The sequence below is a fragment of the Jeotgalibacillus soli genome, assembly GCF_000829435.1.
Taxonomy (GTDB): Bacteria; Bacillota; Bacilli; order Bacillales; family Jeotgalibacillaceae; genus Jeotgalibacillus; species Jeotgalibacillus soli.
Map to the genome: position 1 here is coordinate 39,911 of NZ_JXRP01000018.1, position 16,123 is coordinate 56,033.

At 38.8% G+C, this 16,123-nt stretch carries 16 protein-coding genes, 1 pseudogene and 1 other annotated feature; of the genes and pseudogenes, 13 read left to right on the plus strand and 4 right to left on the minus strand.

Annotated elements, in window-relative coordinates; all coding sequences use genetic code 11:
* Positions 1 to 168: 168 nt before the first annotated feature.
* Positions 169 to 441 (plus strand): UPF0223 family protein, encoded by a 273-nt coding sequence (locus KP78_RS10610; protein WP_041088786.1) that lies wholly within the window; start codon positions 169 to 171, stop codon positions 439 to 441.
* A gap of 36 nt (positions 442 to 477) precedes the next feature.
* Here the strand turns inward: KP78_RS10610 and KP78_RS10615 are convergent, their stop codons facing one another.
* A complete protein-coding gene (locus KP78_RS10615) occupies positions 478 to 1,113 on the minus strand; it encodes a DUF1054 domain-containing protein (RefSeq protein WP_041088788.1) in 636 nt (211 codons plus the stop codon).
* Positions 1,114 to 1,405: 292 nt separating this feature from the next.
* Here KP78_RS10615 and KP78_RS10620 point away from each other — a divergent pair, with 292 nt between their 5' ends.
* Both KP78_RS10620 and KP78_RS10625 read left to right on the plus strand, forming a co-directional pair.
* A complete protein-coding gene (locus KP78_RS10620) occupies positions 1,406 to 1,606 on the plus strand; it encodes a hypothetical protein (protein ID WP_041088790.1) in 201 nt (66 codons plus the stop codon).
* A gap of 165 nt (positions 1,607 to 1,771) precedes the next feature.
* Positions 1,772 to 2,590 carry an inositol monophosphatase family protein gene (locus tag KP78_RS10625; protein ID WP_041088792.1) on the plus strand — a complete coding sequence of 273 codons (819 nt, stop codon included), beginning with the start codon at positions 1,772 to 1,774 and terminating at the stop codon, positions 2,588 to 2,590.
* A 48-nt stretch (positions 2,591 to 2,638) separates the two neighbouring features.
* Here KP78_RS10625 and KP78_RS10630 read toward each other — a convergent pair whose 3' ends face one another.
* The gene (locus KP78_RS10630; protein WP_041088794.1) at positions 2,639 to 2,824 is read right to left on the minus strand and encodes a YlaF family protein; all 186 of its coding nucleotides are present in this window, start codon (positions 2,822 to 2,824) and stop codon (positions 2,639 to 2,641) included.
* A gap of 109 nt (positions 2,825 to 2,933) precedes the next feature.
* Between KP78_RS10630 and typA the strand changes: the two are divergent.
* The 10 genes and pseudogenes from typA to leuD all read left to right on the plus strand — a co-directional run bounded on the left by typA (position 2,934) and on the right by leuD (position 15,239).
* A pseudogene (gene typA, locus KP78_RS10635) lies at positions 2,934 to 4,765 on the plus strand (translational GTPase TypA).
* Positions 4,766 to 4,788: 23 nt separating this feature from the next.
* On the plus strand, positions 4,789 to 5,100 hold the full coding sequence (locus KP78_RS10640; protein WP_041088795.1) for a YlaH-like family protein: 312 nt from the start codon (positions 4,789 to 4,791) through the stop codon (positions 5,098 to 5,100).
* Positions 5,101 to 5,568: 468 nt separating this feature from the next.
* Positions 5,569 to 6,468, plus strand: a complete 900-nt coding sequence (gene ilvE, locus KP78_RS10645; RefSeq protein WP_041088797.1) for a branched-chain-amino-acid transaminase — start codon at positions 5,569 to 5,571, stop codon at positions 6,466 to 6,468.
* A gap of 404 nt (positions 6,469 to 6,872) precedes the next feature.
* Positions 6,873 to 7,117: a binding site (T-box leader), on the plus strand.
* Between the two features lie 144 nt (positions 7,118 to 7,261).
* Positions 7,262 to 8,971, plus strand: a complete 1,710-nt coding sequence (ilvB, locus tag KP78_RS10650) for an acetolactate synthase large subunit (protein WP_235420940.1) — start codon at positions 7,262 to 7,264, stop codon at positions 8,969 to 8,971.
* Positions 8,968 to 9,483 (plus strand): acetolactate synthase small subunit, encoded by a 516-nt coding sequence (ilvN, locus tag KP78_RS10655; protein WP_041088801.1) that lies wholly within the window; start codon positions 8,968 to 8,970, stop codon positions 9,481 to 9,483. Before ilvB ends, ilvN begins: the two co-directional genes overlap by 4 nt.
* Positions 9,484 to 9,522: 39 nt before the next feature.
* A complete protein-coding gene (ilvC, locus tag KP78_RS10660; RefSeq protein WP_041088803.1) occupies positions 9,523 to 10,554 on the plus strand; it encodes a ketol-acid reductoisomerase in 1,032 nt (343 codons plus the stop codon).
* Complete coding sequence (locus KP78_RS10665; RefSeq protein ID WP_041088805.1) at positions 10,541 to 12,085, plus strand: 2-isopropylmalate synthase; 1,545 nt, start codon at positions 10,541 to 10,543, stop codon at positions 12,083 to 12,085. The genes ilvC and KP78_RS10665 overlap by 14 nt, the downstream gene beginning before the upstream one ends.
* A gap of 19 nt (positions 12,086 to 12,104) precedes the next feature.
* Positions 12,105 to 13,205 carry a 3-isopropylmalate dehydrogenase gene (gene leuB, locus KP78_RS10670; RefSeq protein ID WP_041088807.1) on the plus strand — a complete coding sequence of 367 codons (1,101 nt, stop codon included), beginning with the start codon at positions 12,105 to 12,107 and terminating at the stop codon, positions 13,203 to 13,205.
* 15 nt (positions 13,206 to 13,220) lie between these two features.
* Positions 13,221 to 14,630 (plus strand): 3-isopropylmalate dehydratase large subunit, encoded by a 1,410-nt coding sequence (gene leuC / locus KP78_RS10675; protein WP_041088809.1) that lies wholly within the window; start codon positions 13,221 to 13,223, stop codon positions 14,628 to 14,630.
* Between the two features lie 24 nt (positions 14,631 to 14,654).
* The gene (gene leuD / locus KP78_RS10680) at positions 14,655 to 15,239 is read left to right on the plus strand and encodes a 3-isopropylmalate dehydratase small subunit (protein WP_041088810.1); all 585 of its coding nucleotides are present in this window, start codon (positions 14,655 to 14,657) and stop codon (positions 15,237 to 15,239) included.
* 136 nt (positions 15,240 to 15,375) lie between these two features.
* Here the strand turns inward: leuD and KP78_RS10685 are convergent, their stop codons facing one another.
* Positions 15,376 to 15,816 carry a hypothetical protein gene (locus tag KP78_RS10685; protein ID WP_041088812.1) on the minus strand — a complete coding sequence of 147 codons (441 nt, stop codon included), beginning with the start codon at positions 15,814 to 15,816 and terminating at the stop codon, positions 15,376 to 15,378.
* Positions 15,816 to 16,019 carry a YlaI family protein gene (locus KP78_RS10690; RefSeq protein WP_041088814.1) on the minus strand — a complete coding sequence of 68 codons (204 nt, stop codon included), beginning with the start codon at positions 16,017 to 16,019 and terminating at the stop codon, positions 15,816 to 15,818. The genes KP78_RS10685 and KP78_RS10690 overlap by 1 nt, the downstream gene beginning before the upstream one ends.
* Between the last annotated feature and the right edge of the window lie 104 nt (positions 16,020 to 16,123).

Here is a 16,123-nt window from a genome sequence, read left to right on the forward strand (position 1 = left end):
AAAGATAGACAATAGATGAATTATAGCATTTTCAATCGTGAAAGAAAACGAAAAAAGTCGAAGTTAGACCTACTATCTATGATGCCCATTTGGGAATCGTTAATGATAATCGTTTGCACTTTACAAAATGTGATGTACAATATAAAAAAATATGGAATAGGTGAGTGTATGGAATATCAATATCCACTATCAATTGACTGGACAACAGAAGAAATAATTGACGTAATGAAATTCTTTGAGTCTGTTGAACAAGGATATGAAAAGAGAATTGATCGAGACGGATTTTTAACAGTTTACAAACGCTTTAAAGAAATTGTTCCAAGTAAATCGGAAGAAAAAACGATTGACAAAGAGTTTCAAGAATCCAGTGGTTTTTCAATTTATCAGGTGGTTAAAAAAGCGAAAAACATGTCCTCGGGCGGGTGGATTCAAATGAAATAAGGACAAGGCTGGCTTTTCGCCAGTCCTTGTCCTTAACTATTTTTCCTGAAGAAATAAAGATTCGCGGAATAGCGGGATTAAGGAATCATAGGTATCCTTAATTTCTTGTATTAATACATCAGGATTTGATACGATGGGAGCGTTTGCGTTAAAGCGTTTACCGATAAGCAGCTCCGCTTTTTTGATATTTTGGAATCGTTCAAACGCGTGAAGAACATCTGCATCGTTCATTTCGCTTATTTTTTTAGCTTCATTTTTCATATGATCGGTTGAGATCCACCCATCCTTAGGAAAATGTGACACTACGTGATCAACATTCTCAATAAATGTTTTAGCGATATCTGTTTTATTTGGCAGCTCATAGATATATGCTAACCAGATAAACAAATTGTCTCCCCAAAGCCCCACTTGAAAATGAGGCAGCTTTTTATATCCGCGCTTATTCGGTGAAACTGCCATCCATGTATCTTTAGGCGGATTTACTGAACGTCTGGCGTGCTTTGCTACATGCAAATACATTTCTTGCCCCAGCTGTTGCGAGAGATACGGTACAATCTTTTCTCCGATAGCATGGAATTTTGGTTGAATTAGGGATCGGATCCCTTCCATTCGTTCATCTAATCCTTCAATTGAAAACACATTGAAATCTTGTTGTGAAAATCCTCTTTCCATTACTTTAAAACCCTCCTGTGTTATTGCAAAACAGTTCTCCAGCTCGAAAGTATCATAAAAAAACTTAATCCGTTCGTTTCGATTGTTTAAAAACTGGCTATAATAACAGTAAGAACAGATAAGGCCCTACCGTTAACGATTGCTTGCAACTGAATGATGTACGTATTGTACCATACTTCACTTTTGCACATAAAACATTCGGGCTTGCATAGAATAGGGTAATAACTAACCAAAAAGAAAATAGTCAGAAAAAATAATCTTTTGAGATTATGCTGAGAAGGGGTGCAAGGACATGAAACAGGTCATCCATGTAACGAGAAAGAGAGATCTAAAAACCGAAAGAATGGCAGTCCTGCGGCTGGAACTAGACTATGAATTAGCAGTCTTGTTTGAAGCGATGGAAGAAAAGGATACCCACAGAGTAGGAGAAGCGAAGGAAAAATTATTTACAATTCGCCAAGAGATTCTTGACATTAACGGTAAAATTTCATGATGTGGGAGAGAAATCACATGCGATGGAGAAGATTTATTATTTAAAACGGATGCCCTGTATGAGGTGCATTCGTTTTTTAATGTCTTTAAATGGATTATCCTTGCCTAGCGCCGGGCATTCCGATAGTCTTAATAAAAGAATAAATTGCGATCAGGAGGCTTTTTAATGACAATTAATTGGGATGAAATAGATGCATTTTCAAAAGAGCTTATCTATAAAGCTGGTGAAAAAATTCGTCAGTCTTTTCAAGAGAAATTACAAATAGATACGAAAAGTGATGCGAACGATCTCGTGACCAACATGGATAAAGAGATCGAAAGGTTTTTTGTTGAAGAGGTGAAAAAATTTGATCCCAGCCATCAATTAATAGGGGAAGAAGGTTTTGGTGATCAATTGGATACTTTAAATGGTATTGTATGGATTGTTGATCCTATTGATGGAACGATGAACTTCGTCCACCAGCAGAGAAATTTTGCCGTTTCGGTAGGTATTTATCATGATGGTGTTGGAATGCTTGGGTATGTATATGATGTTGTTTTAGATGAGCTATACCATGCTTATAAAGGGCAAGGTGCGTATTTGAATAACAAAAAACTTCCTCTTCTTAAGCCGGTAGATATTGAACAATCCATTTTAGCCTTGAATACATTGTGGGTTGCACCGCATGAAAGTATCCCGTACGAAGTATTTGCACCATTAGTACATAAGGCAAGAGGGACGCGCTCATATGGTTCAGCAGCACTTGAAATGGCTTATATCGCTGCAGGACGATTGGATGGATACATCACGATGCGATTATCACCATGGGATATTGCGGGGGGCAAGGTGTTAATTGAAGAGGTAGGCGGTGTCGTAACGGATTTATATAACGAACCACACTCTTTATTAGAAAAATCTTCATTTTTAGCGGGTAACCCGTCGATACACAAAGTCATTTTTGAACAGTATATTGAGGGTAAACTGAAAAAAAATTCTAGTACATAATAGACAAAAATTGCCTGTCTCCGTCCGTACGGAGACAGGCAATTCACTTTATAATAAATCTGCTTCCCTAATTTTTTTCTTTGTTTTAAATCCCAAGCCCATAACAATAATTAAAGCAACAATTGAAAGAAATATACCTGCAAGGCTTCTTTCACCTACTGCTATTCCGACAGCAGTCATTGCACCAACTGCTGCAAACGCGTACAATACTAAAATCCATTTGCCATTTTTCACGTGACCAGCCTCCTCACGTTTATTTTACATAATTAATTTTTGTATTTCTACCTTATATGATATAATAGTACAGTTAATAAAGCTTGGAAAAGCATTCAGGAGTGAAATAATGACAAAGTTAAGACAAGATCTTCGAAATATTGCAATCATCGCTCACGTTGACCATGGAAAAACAACATTGGTAGACCAGTTGCTTAAACAATCTGGAATCTTCCGTTCAAACGAACATGTGGACGAACGTGCGATGGATTCGAACGACCTAGAAAGAGAGCGCGGTATTACAATTTTAGCTAAAAATACTGCGATTCAATACAAAGATACACGTATCAATATTTTAGATACGCCAGGACATGCCGATTTCGGTGGAGAAGTAGAGCGTATTATGAAAATGGTTGATGGCGTTTTATTAGTTGTCGATGCATACGAAGGGTGTATGCCGCAAACCCGTTTTGTATTGAAAAAAGCACTTGAACAAAATTTAACCCCAATCGTAGTTGTAAACAAGATTGACCGCGATGCAGCTCGCCCTGCTGGAGTAATTGACGAAGTGCTAAATTTATTTATTGAATTAGATGCTAACGAAGACCAATTGGAATTCCCGGTAATATATGCATCTGCTATTAATGGAACGGCAAGGAACAACAAGATGAAACAATGGAAGCACTTTACGAATCAATCGTTGAGCATATCCCAGCTCCTATTGACAATAGTGAAGACCCACTTCAATTCCAAATCGCATTGCTTGATTACAATGATTATGTAGGACGTATTGGAATTGGGCGCATATTCCGCGGAACCATGGAAGTAGGCCAACAAGTTTCGCTAATGAAGCTTGATGGAAAGGTTAAAAACTTCCGCGTAACTAAAATCTTTGGTTTCCTTGGTCTCAAACGTGTTGAAATCCAAAAAGCACATGCAGGTGACCTAATTGCTGTTTCTGGAATGGAAGATATCAATGTCGGTGAAACGGTATGTCCAATCGACCATCAAGATGCACTTCCTATTCTTCGAATCGATGAGCCAACACTACAAATGACATTCCTTGTGAACAATAGTCCATTTGCAGGTCGTGAGGGTAAATTTGTCACTTCACGCAAAATTGAAGAACGTCTTCGTGCACAACTTGAAACAGATGTAAGTCTTCGTGTTGAAAATACTGATTCTCCAGATGCATGGGTTGTATCAGGTCGTGGAGAACTTCATCTCTCTATCTTGATTGAAAACATGCGGCGTGAAGGATTTGAACTTCAAGTATCTAAGCCTGAGGTAATTGTTAGAGACATCGATGGAGTTCGCAGTGAACCAGTTGAGCGTGTTCAAATTGATATTCCAGAAGAGTATGTGGGTTCTGTTATTGAATCAATGGGAGAGCGAAAAGGCGAGATGCTCGACATGGTTAATAACGGAAATGGGCAAGTTCGATTAGTATTCATGATTCCAGCACGTGGTCTAATTGGATATACAACAGAATTTTTGACCCTTACACGTGGATATGGAATTATCAATCATTCATTCGATAGCTACCAGCCGATGCAAACAGGTCGGGTTGGAGGGCGTCGTGAAGGTGTTCTTGTTTCAATGGATAAAGGTCAAGCTTCACAATATGCAATTTTAGGTGTGGAAGACCGTGGAATCATTTTCTTGGAGCCAGGTACAGAAGTATACGAAGGTATGATCGTTGGTCAGCACACTCGTGACAATGACTTAACAGTAAACGTAACAAAAATTAAAGCAGCAAACAACATTCGTTCAGCAAATAAAGAACAAACAACAACACTTAAAAAAGCTCGTATTATGACACTTGAAGAATCGTTAGAGTATTTGAATGACGATGAGCTTTGTGAAATTACACCTGAATCAATCCGTCTTCGTAAGAAGATTCTTGATAAGAGTGAACGTGAACGCGCTCAAAAAAAGAAAAAAACGGCTGAAAGCAATTAATTAAAGGTTAGGAGTGATTGTACATGGTCAATGTGGAAGAGCGACTTTCTTTTTTTCCATCTCTGTACCGTGTGGATGTCAATCCGGATTTAGGTATGTGGATGCTTTATACCACCATAATCGCATTATCAATATTGGTGTATAAATTAGGCTTTGCAAAAAAGCTGCCACCTTTAAAGTCAGCAGTTATTTACCTATTCTTAATTCTCGGTTGTACAGTATTAACTTTCCTTGCGATTTTCTTACCAGTAACTGAGGGCTTGATCATTGCAGCGTTAATTTTAATTATTTACAAAATTCGTTTGCGTAACGAACAGAGAAATGGGACAATTTAACAGCATAAAAAAGCAGTCTATCATGAATTGATAGGCTGCTTTTTTACTATCCAGTTATGTTAGGTTAATTAACAATAAAAAAGGAATATAAGTCTATTATAAATTAATAATCCTAATGAAAATTTTTGATTATTCGTGTAAGAGTAAGAAAATCATTGAAAATGTACGATAATAACCGTATTTATTATATGTTAGATTAATTTACATATAATAAGGAAGAAACACAAAAAAAATATATAACCTAAAATATGGCAGTTAATCAATTTGGAAATTTTTTTGTCCTTAAAACCTTGATAATACGTGCATGAAAACGGATACAAGGTTATAAAAGATTCAAAATTGATAAAAAATTATAAAAATACTGTTGACGCCTTTGTTTATACGCGTTATGATTGTCAACAATTCAAGCATATCAAGCGTTTAACGCGGTGAAAAAATGTGCAATTTCGAAAGGAAGGAGTGAAAAGGGTGAGTGAGCAATTAATCTTTTTAGATGGTGAGTATGTCTCTAAAGAAAATGCGGTCATTTCAGTATATGACCACGGCTTTTTATACGGAGATGGAGTTTTTGAAGGTATTAGAGCTTATAATGGAAATGTGTTTAGACTCGAAGAACATTTAGTACGGTTGTATGATTCAGCAAAATCAATTTTGCTTGATGTTCCTTACACGAAAGAGGAAATGGCTGATATTGTTGTTGAAACGCTGCGTCGAAACAATTTAACAGATGCATATATTCGATTAGTTGTCTCACGCGGAGTAGGCAATTTGGGTTTGGATCCGTTTACATGTAAGCGTCCAAGCGTAATTATAATTGCTGAGGCCCTGTCATTGTTTCCAAAAGAGCTGTATGACAGCGGAATTGAAATTGTTACAGTAGCAAGCAGAAGAAACCGTTCGGATGTGCTTAGCCCGAAAGTAAAATCACTAAACTATTTAAATAACATCTTAGTGAAAATTGAAGCTGGATTGGCAGGCGTTCCGGAAGCACTGATGCTGAACGACCAAGGGTATGTTGCAGAAGGTTCTGCAGATAACGTCTTTATAATCCGTGACAATAAAATATTAACTCCTCCTGGCTATGTAGGAGCTTTAGAAGGCATTACCCGAAACGCGATTATCGAAGTAGCTAAAGAAAAGGGTTATGACATGCAGGAGGCTGTTTTCACAAGACATGATGTGTACGTTGCCGATGAAGTGTTTTTAACCGGTACGGCTGCAGAAGTTATTGCTGTAGTTAAGGTAGATGGACGTATTATAGGTGATGGAAAACCAGGTTCAGTAACACAAGAGCTGCTGCAGTCATTTAGAATGCTTGTCCAAGAAGATGGAGTGAAAGTATTTGATACGAAGCTAAATGCTGGATGAGAAAGAAGAATGAACGAATAATAAACAGTTAATCTGCAAGTAAAATCTAACGCCGTCTAATGGTAAGCCATTGTCACTTTAAAAAGAAAAGTGGGGGCTTAACGACCTAGACGATGCTAATACACGATCTGATCGAGATTGTTCACGCTCTGTTAAGAAATTTTCACAAATGTTTAACTGAAAATTCAATTAAGTAATAAGGGATTAAGGAAGAGCATATAGTCAATCGGTGAGATATAAAATACTTTAGCCGAACAAAAATGCAAGGTATCATATCATGTTAATCACCATTTTGTTTGAATGAATAAAAGTTGATTTTCAAACTTTATCTTTTCTTCCTTATTTTAAAGAATAAACATCTGACATTGTCAATTCATACAGATGAATATTTATCTGTATTGATCGTTAAATCCATGATGAGGTAAAAGCTGAGGAATCCTACATTTACAGAGAGCCGGTATTGCTGGAAGCCGGTATTGTAGCCTTTAGCGACATCCCCTCGGAGTGGAGCACTGAACGTCATTTCAATTAGGTGCTCCCGGGCGTAACTAGTTATGCCCGTTATCAGTGGACAGCTACGGCTGTTCTTGAGGCAGCTTGTTACGCTGCAAAGTAGGGTGGTACCATGAAAAGTCTTTTCATCCCTATACAAAAGACATTCTTTTTGTATGGGCTGAAAAGGCTTTTTGTTGTTTTGAAATCGAAGCGATCCAGTCAATAGGACTTTAGCAGGTAATAGATAAGGAGGCTCTGCATTATGAGTGTGAAAATTAAGCAAGAAGATGCTGAAAAAATGAGTGGAGAGGTCGTATCAACAAAAATTCAAGGATCAGATATTTTTATTCAATCTTTAAAAAATGAAGGTGTAGAAATTATATTCGGGTATCCCGGAGGTGCTGTTCTCCCCATTTATGATGCGCTGTATAAGAATCCGATCCCTCATATTTTAGCGAGACATGAACAAGGGGCGATTCATGCAGCAGAAGGCTACGCCAGAGTTTCAGGGAAAACAGGTGTGGTTATTGCGACTTCAGGGCCTGGTGCAACAAATCTTGTAACAGGCATTGCTGATGCTATGATGGATTCTTTGCCTTTGGTCATATTTACAGGTCAAGTGGCAAGTGCAGTGATCGGGACAGACGCTTTCCAAGAAGCAGACATAGTAGGGATCACTCAGCCAATTACAAAGCATAATTATCAAGTTAAAAAGCTGGAAGATTTACCTAGAATCATTCACGAAGCATTTCACATCGCATCAACTGGGCGTCCTGGTCCAGTACTAGTGGATATCCCGAAAAATATAGCAACAGAATTTTACAAAGCAGAGGATATAAAAGAAACGGAAATTCATTTGCCTGGTTATCAGCCAACAACGTCGCCGAATTTTCTTCAAATTCAAAAGGTTGGTCAAGCGTTGCAAAAATCAAAAAAGCCGCTTATTTTAGCGGGGGCTGGAATTCTTCACGGAAAAGCAACAAAGGAGTTTGTTGAACTGGTTAATAAAATCGGAATTCCAGTTACAAATACACTTTTAGGTCTAGGGTGTATTCCTGGTAATCACCCTAATTTCTTAGGAATGGCAGGGATGCACGGTACTTATGCAGCAAATATGGCAATATGCGAAGCGGATTTATTGATTAATATTGGTGCAAGATTTGATGACCGTTTAACCGGTAATTTAGAACACTTTGCACCAAATGCAATGGTTGTACACATTGATATTGATCCTGCTGAGATTGGGAAAAACGTACCTACAGATATTCCGATCGTAGCAGATTCCAAGGAAGCGATTCAGGCATTGCTAAAACTTGAAATGGAAGCATTGAATATTCAGCCGTGGGTTAGTTATCTGCAAGAATTGAGTGAAGAATATCCTCTTCAATATCATGAACATGCAGACTCAGATAAAATGCTTCCACAAAAAGTTATAGAGCTTATTCACAAACATACAAAAGGTGATGCAGTTGTCACAACAGATGTGGGACAGCATCAAATGTGGGCAGCTCAATATTATTCCCTTAACAATGCTGATCATTGGGTGACCTCTGGAGGATTAGGGACAATGGGATTCGGTTTTCCTTCAGCAATTGGAGCTCAAATTGCCAAGCCTGATGCGACGGTTGTAGCTATAACGGGTGACGGGGGCTTTCAAATGACTTTACAGGAATTGTCACTTCTTCAAGAGAGTCAGTTGCCTGTTAAGATTATCATTTTAAACAATCAATGCTTAGGAATGGTTAGGCAATGGCAGGAAACATTTTATGAAGAACGATATTCACAGTCTTTAATGCCTAAGCAGCCTGATTTTGTCAAACTTGCTGAGGCATATGAAATTGATGGGTACAAGGTTGAAACATACGAAGAAGCAGAAAAGGTTTTTGCTGAAGTGTTATCGTTAAACAAGCCTGTACTTATCGATTGCCGAGTAGAACAAATGGAGAATGTCTATCCGATGGTAGCACCGGGTAAGGGCCTTCATGAAATGATAGGGGTGAAAGGATGAAACGAGTCATCACGACAACGGTCATAAACCAAAGTGGTGTGCTGAATAGAGTGACCGGGCTTTTGATGAAGCGCCAATTTAACATTGAAAGTATTACAGTAGGCCACACTGAACAGCATGGGATTTCCAAAATGACATTTGTTGTCCATGTAGAGGACGAACGAAAGCTTGAGCAGCTGTTAAAGCAGCTTCAAAAGCAGATTGATGTTCTTAAAGTGACAGATATCACAGACAAATCAATTGTTATAAGAGAATTAGCTCTCATTAAGGTAATCTCTCCGCCGGGAGTTAGAAATGAAATAAATAGCATTATTGAACCTTTCAGGGCAACGATTATTGATATGAGTAAAAATGTTATTACAGTTCAAGTAACAGGTGACCCTGAAAAAATTGAAGCATTTATTGACCTGTTAAAACCTTATGGAATTAAGGAATTAACAAGGACTGGGGTTACTGCCTTTGTTCGAGAAAATCAGAAAGCAACAGCACCACAGCTTTCGATTTTACAATAAAAATACTAAAAAACGCGAAAATAATGGAGGAATTTAATCATGGTAAAAGTTTATTACAATCAGGACATCAACGGATCTCTAGAAGGTAAAAAAATTGCAATTATTGGTTACGGTTCACAAGGACATGCACATGCACAAAACCTTAAAGATACAGGACATGATGTAGTTGTTGGAATTCGCAAAGGAAAATCATGGGATCAGGCTGAACAAGATGGACTTGAAGTAGCAACAGTAAAAGAAGCTTCTGAAGTTGCGGATATCATTATGGTACTGCTGCCCGATGAGCGTCAAACAGCGGTTTACGAAGCAGAAATTAAACCTGCATTAACTGCTGGAAAATCATTAGTATTCGCCCATGGCTTTAATGTTCATTTTAATCAAATTGTTCCTCCTTCAGATGTAGATGTATTCTTAGTGGCTCCTAAAGGACCAGGTCACTTGGTTCGCAGAACCTTTGAATCAGGAGCAGGAGTTCCTGCATTGTTTGCGGTTTATCAAGATGTTTCGGGTCAAGCGACTGACACAGCGCTTGCTTATGCTAAAGGCATTGGAAGTGCACGTGCAGGAGTGTTGGAAACAACATTCAAGGAAGAAACTGAAACAGATCTATTCGGAGAACAAGCCGTTTTATGCGGAGGATTGACTTCTCTTGTAAAGGCAGGCTTTGAAACATTGGTTGAAGCTGGCTATCAGCCGGAACTTGCTTATTTCGAATGCTTGCATGAGTTGAAGCTTATCGTTGATTTGATGTATGAAGATGGAATGTCAGGTATGCGTTATTCCATTTCAGATACAGCACAGTGGGGAGATTTTGTTTCAGGTCCACGTGTAGTAGATGCGGATACAAAAGCTCGTATGAAAGACATTTTGACGGATATCCAAACAGGGAAATTCGCAAAAGGCTGGTTGCTTGAAAATCAATTGAATCGTCCTGAGTTCAGTGCAATTGAGAGACAAGAGGAAGAGCACCAAATTGAAAAAGTGGGCAGGGAACTAAGAAGCATGATGCCATTTGTTAAAGCTGGTAAAAAGGAAAATCAAAAGGAAGTGGTCTCTAGTGCGAAAAATTGATATCTTTGACACTACGTTACGAGACGGAGAGCAATCTGCTGGCATTAATTTAAATACTGCAGAAAAGCTTGAAATTGCGAAACAGCTCGAACGATTTGGAGCAAATGTGATTGAGGCAGGGTTTCCTGCTTCATCACCAGGTGATTTTGAAGCGGTACAAAAAATTGCGAATACTGTTCAGAACTCCATCGTTACCGGCTTGGCACGTGCTGTTAAGACAGATATCGAAACATCATGGGAGGCGTTAAAGGGAGGTGCGGAACCGCACCTCCATATCTTCCTAGCAACGTCACCGATTCATATGACGTATAAATTGAAGAAAACACCTGATCAAGTGGTAGATATTGCCGTTGAATCAGTGAAGTATGCTAAAAAGTTTTTCCCGCTTGTACAATGGTCAGCTGAGGATGCGTTCCGTTCTGATTTTGACTTCTTGGTAAGAATTGTAGAACAGGTGATTAAAGCAGGAGCAACGACGATTAATCTTCCGGATACAGTGGGATACGCTACACCTGCAGAATATGGAGCGATGTTTAAATACTTAAAAGAGAACGCAAAAGGTATTGAAAAAGTAAAACTTTCTGCGCATTGTCATGATGATCTTGGTATGGCTGTTGCGAATACTCTTGCTGCAATTGAAAATGGTGCAGATCAGGTTGAAGGTACGATCAATGGTATTGGAGAGCGTGCAGGAAATGCAGGATTAGAAGAAGTTGCCGTAGCTCTTCATATACGAAAAGATTTTTATAATATTGAAACTGATGTGAAACTTGACGAAATCAAGCGTATAAGTCAGCTAGTAAGTCAGCTGACAGGAATGGTTGTTCCAGCAAATAAAGCTGTGGTTGGGAAAAATGCATTTGCTCATGAATCAGGTATTCATCAGGATGGAGTACTGAAAGAGCGTTCAACGTACGAAATCATCACGCCAGAGTTGATTGGTGAAACATCGAACAGAATGGTACTTGGCAAACATTCCGGGAGACATGCATTTAAGGATAGAGCTGTGTCAATGGGATTTCATCTTAGTGAGGAGAAAATCAATGACGCTTTCCAAGCCTTTAAGCGCCTTGCAGACAAGAAAAAAGAAATTTCTGAAGAAGATCTTTTTGTTATTCTTACAGATCAACAAATTCAGGATAATGAAACGCCAACTTATGAATTAAAAAGTGTTCAAGTTCAATATGGCAGTGATAGTATTCCAACAGCAACAGTATCGGTAACCTCTCCAGATGGAGAATTATTGCAGGAAGCATCTACTGGAGCGGGCAGTGTTGAAGCGATATACAATACGCTTGAACGTCTTGTAAAAGGGAAGGTTCATTTGCTCGATTTCCGTGTCACTTCGATTGGTAAAGGCCGTGATGCTTTAGGAGAAGCGGTTGTTAACCTAACGTATAACGGAAATTCATCGAGTGGACGTGATGTGGCACAGGATGTACTCGAAGCGTCTGCAAAAGCTTATCTTAATGCTATAAATCGACAGCTAGTTAATGAACGTCAACGTACACCAGCAAAAACAGTGGGATAACAACGAGGGGGAAAGAACCATGGAAAAAACAATTGCAGTATTACCAGGTGATGGTATAGGTAAAGAAGTCACAGAGTCAGCGTTAAAGGTATTACAGGCAATAGGCAGAAGATATAATCACCGTTACCATGTTAATACTGGACTAATTGGAGGAGATGCGATTGACCAAAAAGGTCATCCTCTCCCTCAAGACACCATTGATCTGTGTGAAAATAGTGATGCCATTTTACTTGGTGCTGTAGGCGGACTAAAATGGGATCAAAACCCCTCCCACTTAAGACCGGAAAAAGGACTTTTAGCAATCCGGAAGCATTTTGATCTTTTTGCGAATCTCCGTCCAGTCAAGGCGATTCCAGGTATAATCTCTGCTTCTCCACTAAAAGAGGATGTCGTGAAAAGCGTTGATATGATGATCGTTCGTGAGTTAACAGGTGGACTTTATTTTGGGGAACCAAAACGAAAAACGGATAATGGTGCTGTTGATACCCTTGTTTATTCTCGAGAGGAAATCGAGCGTATTGTTGAAAAGGCTTTTGAGCTTGCAAGATTAAGAAGAGGCAAAGTAACCTCTGTTGATAAAGCGAATGTACTAGAATCAAGTAAGCTTTGGCGAGAGGTTGTTGAACAAAAAAAATTGAAGTATCCAGACGTAGAGCTTGATCATTTACTTGTAGATGCTGCGGCAATGAAGCTGATCACAAATCCATCTATGTTCGATGTAGTGGTAACGGAAAATTTATTTGGTGACATTTTAAGTGATGAAGCCTCTGTAATTACAGGATCATTAGGTATGCTTCCTTCCGCCAGTATTCGTGCAGACGGATTTGGTCTTTATGAGCCTGTACATGGATCAGCTCCTGATATTGCAGGTAAAGGACTAGCTAATCCGGCAGCAGCCATACTTTCAGTAGCTATGATGTTAAAGTATTCATTTGGGATGGAAACAGAAGCCTCATCTATTGAAGAAGCTGTCTTTAGTGTATATGAAGATGGATATTGTACGAGTGATATGAAGCAGGACGGATACCGGGTACTGTCAACAAGCGAATTTACTGAAAAAGTAATTGAAGAGCTGGAACGTGAGTCGGTGTCTGACCACATTTTGTCAGCCTACGTGTGATAAGGAGGTTAAAGAATGTCAAAAACGATTATCGAGAAGATTTGGGAACAGCATATAGTATACGAAGAAAAGGGAAAGCCGGATCTGCTTTATATTGATCTTCATTTACTTCACGAGGTTACGTCTCCACAAGCATTTGAGGGGCTGCGAATAAATGGCAGGAAGGTTCGTCGACCAGATTTAAGCTTTGCTACGATGGATCACAATGTTCCAACAAGAAATCGGACGAATATTTCTGATCCTGTTTCAAGAAAGCAAATTAAAACACTTGCTGAAAACTGTCAGGAGTTTGGTGTTCCGCTTGCTCATATGGATCACCCGGATCAAGGGATTGTTCACGTTATTGGTCCTGAGCTCGGATTGACTCAGCCTGGAAAAACAATTGTATGCGGAGACAGCCATACATCAACACACGGTGCATTTGGGGCACTGGCTTTTGGTATCGGCACGAGCGAGGTTGAGCACGTATTATCAACACAGACGCTTTGGCAATCAAAACCGAAAACAATGGAAATTAAAATAGTTGGTGAGCTAGGCTATGGCGTTACATCGAAGGACGTTATTTTAGCGATAATTGCAAAATTCGGTGTAGATGTTGGGACAGGTCATATTGTTGAATATACCGGTGAAGCGATTCGTAATTTCTCAATGGAAGAAAGAATGACGATTTGTAATATGTCAATTGAAGCTGGAGCTAGAGCTGGTTTAATTAGCCCCGATCAAAAAACGGTCGATTATTTAAAAGGTCGCGCACATGTTCCGGATGGAGAAGAGTTTGAAAAGCTAGCAGAAAAATGGACATCGTTTGCATCAGATGAAGATGCAGTGTATGATAAAATGCTTGAAATTCACACATCTGAAATTGAACCTTACGTTACATGGGGAACGAATCCTTCTATGGGTTCCGGAATCACTAAAAGCGTACCATATGCAAAAGACTTGGCAGGTCAATCAGAGAAAGAAGAACTAAAGCAGGCATTAACGTATATGGATCTTGAAGAAGGCATGCCGCTGACATCCATTGAAATTCAGCATGTATTTATTGGCTCATGTACGAACTCCAGAATTAGTGATTTACGTGCTGCTGCTTCTGTGGTGGAAGGAAGAAAGGTTCACGACAGGGTAACAGCAATCGTAGTTCCAGGTTCACGGTCTGTAAAAGCAAAAGCTGAGGCTGAGGGATTAGATAAGGTGTTTATTGAGGCCGGCTTTGAATGGCGTGAATCAGGCTGCAGTATGTGTCTTGCTATGAATGAGGATGTGGTACCAGCTGGTGAGCGCTGTGCATCGACGTCTAATCGGAATTTTGAAGGCAGACAAGGTGCAGGGGCAAGAACGCATCTTGTGAGTCCTGTAATGGCTGCTGCTGCTGCAGTGGAAGGCAGATTTGTTGATGTTAGAAATATGCTGCCGGTATGTGTTTAATTTTAATCAGAACGGAGGAGTAGGATGGAACCAATAAACATAGTGACAAGCGTACTTAGTCCTCTTGATCGAATTAATGTTGATACGGATCAGATTATTCCCAAACAATTTCTAAAAAGAATTGAACGGACAGGATTTGGAAAATATCTTTTCTATGGCTGGCGTTTCAAAGAGGATGGAACGGAAAACCCATCCTTTGTATTAAATAATCCTATATTTAAAGGTTCTACAATATTGGTGGCAAACGACAATTTTGGATGCGGTTCATCAAGAGAACATGCACCTTGGGCATTGATGGATTTTGGGTTTAAAGTAATCATTGCACCAAGCTTTGCAGACATTTTTTATAATAACTGTGTAAAGAATGGGGTCTTGCCAGTCAGATTATCTGAAAAAGCAGTTGAGCAATTACTGAATGCAGGGAAAAATGAAGCGTATGAACTGACTGTTCATCTTGAAGAACAAATCGTTAAAGGCCAAAAAGGAGAATCTTACTCATTTGATATTGATCCTTATTGGAAACAGATGCTCTTGAATGGATGGGACGAGATCGCTCTGACAATACAATATGATCAATATATTGAGGCTTATGAAAAAAGCAGTACGTAAAGTTGTAATATGATTTTGGGGATTTGGCATAACGAGAGGATGATCCGTTTGGGAATTCCTATAATACATGCAAAATTGAAAAGATACGGGATGCAGTAATCTGCTGCATCCCGTATCTTTTGTATTTAATTGGTTTTTATGTGTTGTGTTGATGTTTAACCAACCATATATATAGCGGTGGCAATGTGAAAAAATAAATTAAATGTCCGGAGGTCCATAATAAAAAAGCAGGAAAATCATCTATCTCAGGAACTTCTTTAATGGAAAGTATCGATAAAGGGAAAAATAAAAAAATGGTCGGTAACGTTAGAATAAGTGCAAATAACCATTGTTTTTTGCCTGTATTGTGAAAAAAGTTTAAGCTATAAACATATAAAATACCAATAATGATAGAGACGATTAAATGAAAGAAGAATTCAATCCACTCTGGAAAGCTAACACTTCCCAATAAAGGAATAAAATCAATGTTTAGTAATAAGGTATACACCTTGATGCCGGTAAGCATCTCCATTACTTTTAAATAAAATCCTAGAACAATACCTGACCAAACACCGATCCATAAGCCCTTTAGCAGCACTAAAAATCGTCCTCAATTTCCTGTGAACTTTTGTAAAATTTAAAATTGCCGGTTGCAATTCTCTTTTTTGTTTTTTCTTCAATACGGCTATTGCATTCGTCGCACAAATAGGTATGGATGGGACGATTTCGCAATTTTTTTGCTAATGGACTGAAATCATCGATCGTTTCAATTTTATCGCAAATAAAGCATTTTACTCTCATGGTCTATTCCTCCTATAGCAGCATAATCCAATTTTTATATCCTTAGTATAGCATGGCAGGTCAGTGTGCGTGATAAAGGATGGGATAGTTATTTGGATGATAAA

Coding starts and splice junctions, on each gene's coding strand:
- KP78_RS10610 (WP_041088786.1), top strand. CDS start 169: ATGGAATATCAATATCCACTATCAATTGACTGGACAACAGAAGAAATA.
- KP78_RS10615 (WP_041088788.1), bottom strand. CDS start 1,113: ATGGAAAGAGGATTTTCACAACAAGATTTCAATGTGTTTTCAATTGAA.
- KP78_RS10620 (WP_041088790.1), top strand. CDS start 1,406: ATGAAACAGGTCATCCATGTAACGAGAAAGAGAGATCTAAAAACCGAA.
- KP78_RS10625 (WP_041088792.1), top strand. CDS start 1,772: ATGACAATTAATTGGGATGAAATAGATGCATTTTCAAAAGAGCTTATC.
- KP78_RS10640 (WP_041088795.1), top strand. CDS start 4,789: ATGGTCAATGTGGAAGAGCGACTTTCTTTTTTTCCATCTCTGTACCGT.
- ilvB (WP_235420940.1), top strand. CDS start 7,262: ATGAGTGGAGAGGTCGTATCAACAAAAATTCAAGGATCAGATATTTTT.
- ilvN (WP_041088801.1), top strand. CDS start 8,968: ATGAAACGAGTCATCACGACAACGGTCATAAACCAAAGTGGTGTGCTG.
- ilvC (WP_041088803.1), top strand. CDS start 9,523: ATGGTAAAAGTTTATTACAATCAGGACATCAACGGATCTCTAGAAGGT.
- leuB (WP_041088807.1), top strand. CDS start 12,105: ATGGAAAAAACAATTGCAGTATTACCAGGTGATGGTATAGGTAAAGAA.
- leuC (WP_041088809.1), top strand. CDS start 13,221: ATGTCAAAAACGATTATCGAGAAGATTTGGGAACAGCATATAGTATAC.
- leuD (WP_041088810.1), top strand. CDS start 14,655: ATGGAACCAATAAACATAGTGACAAGCGTACTTAGTCCTCTTGATCGA.
- KP78_RS10690 (WP_041088814.1), bottom strand. CDS start 16,019: ATGAGAGTAAAATGCTTTATTTGCGATAAAATTGAAACGATCGATGAT.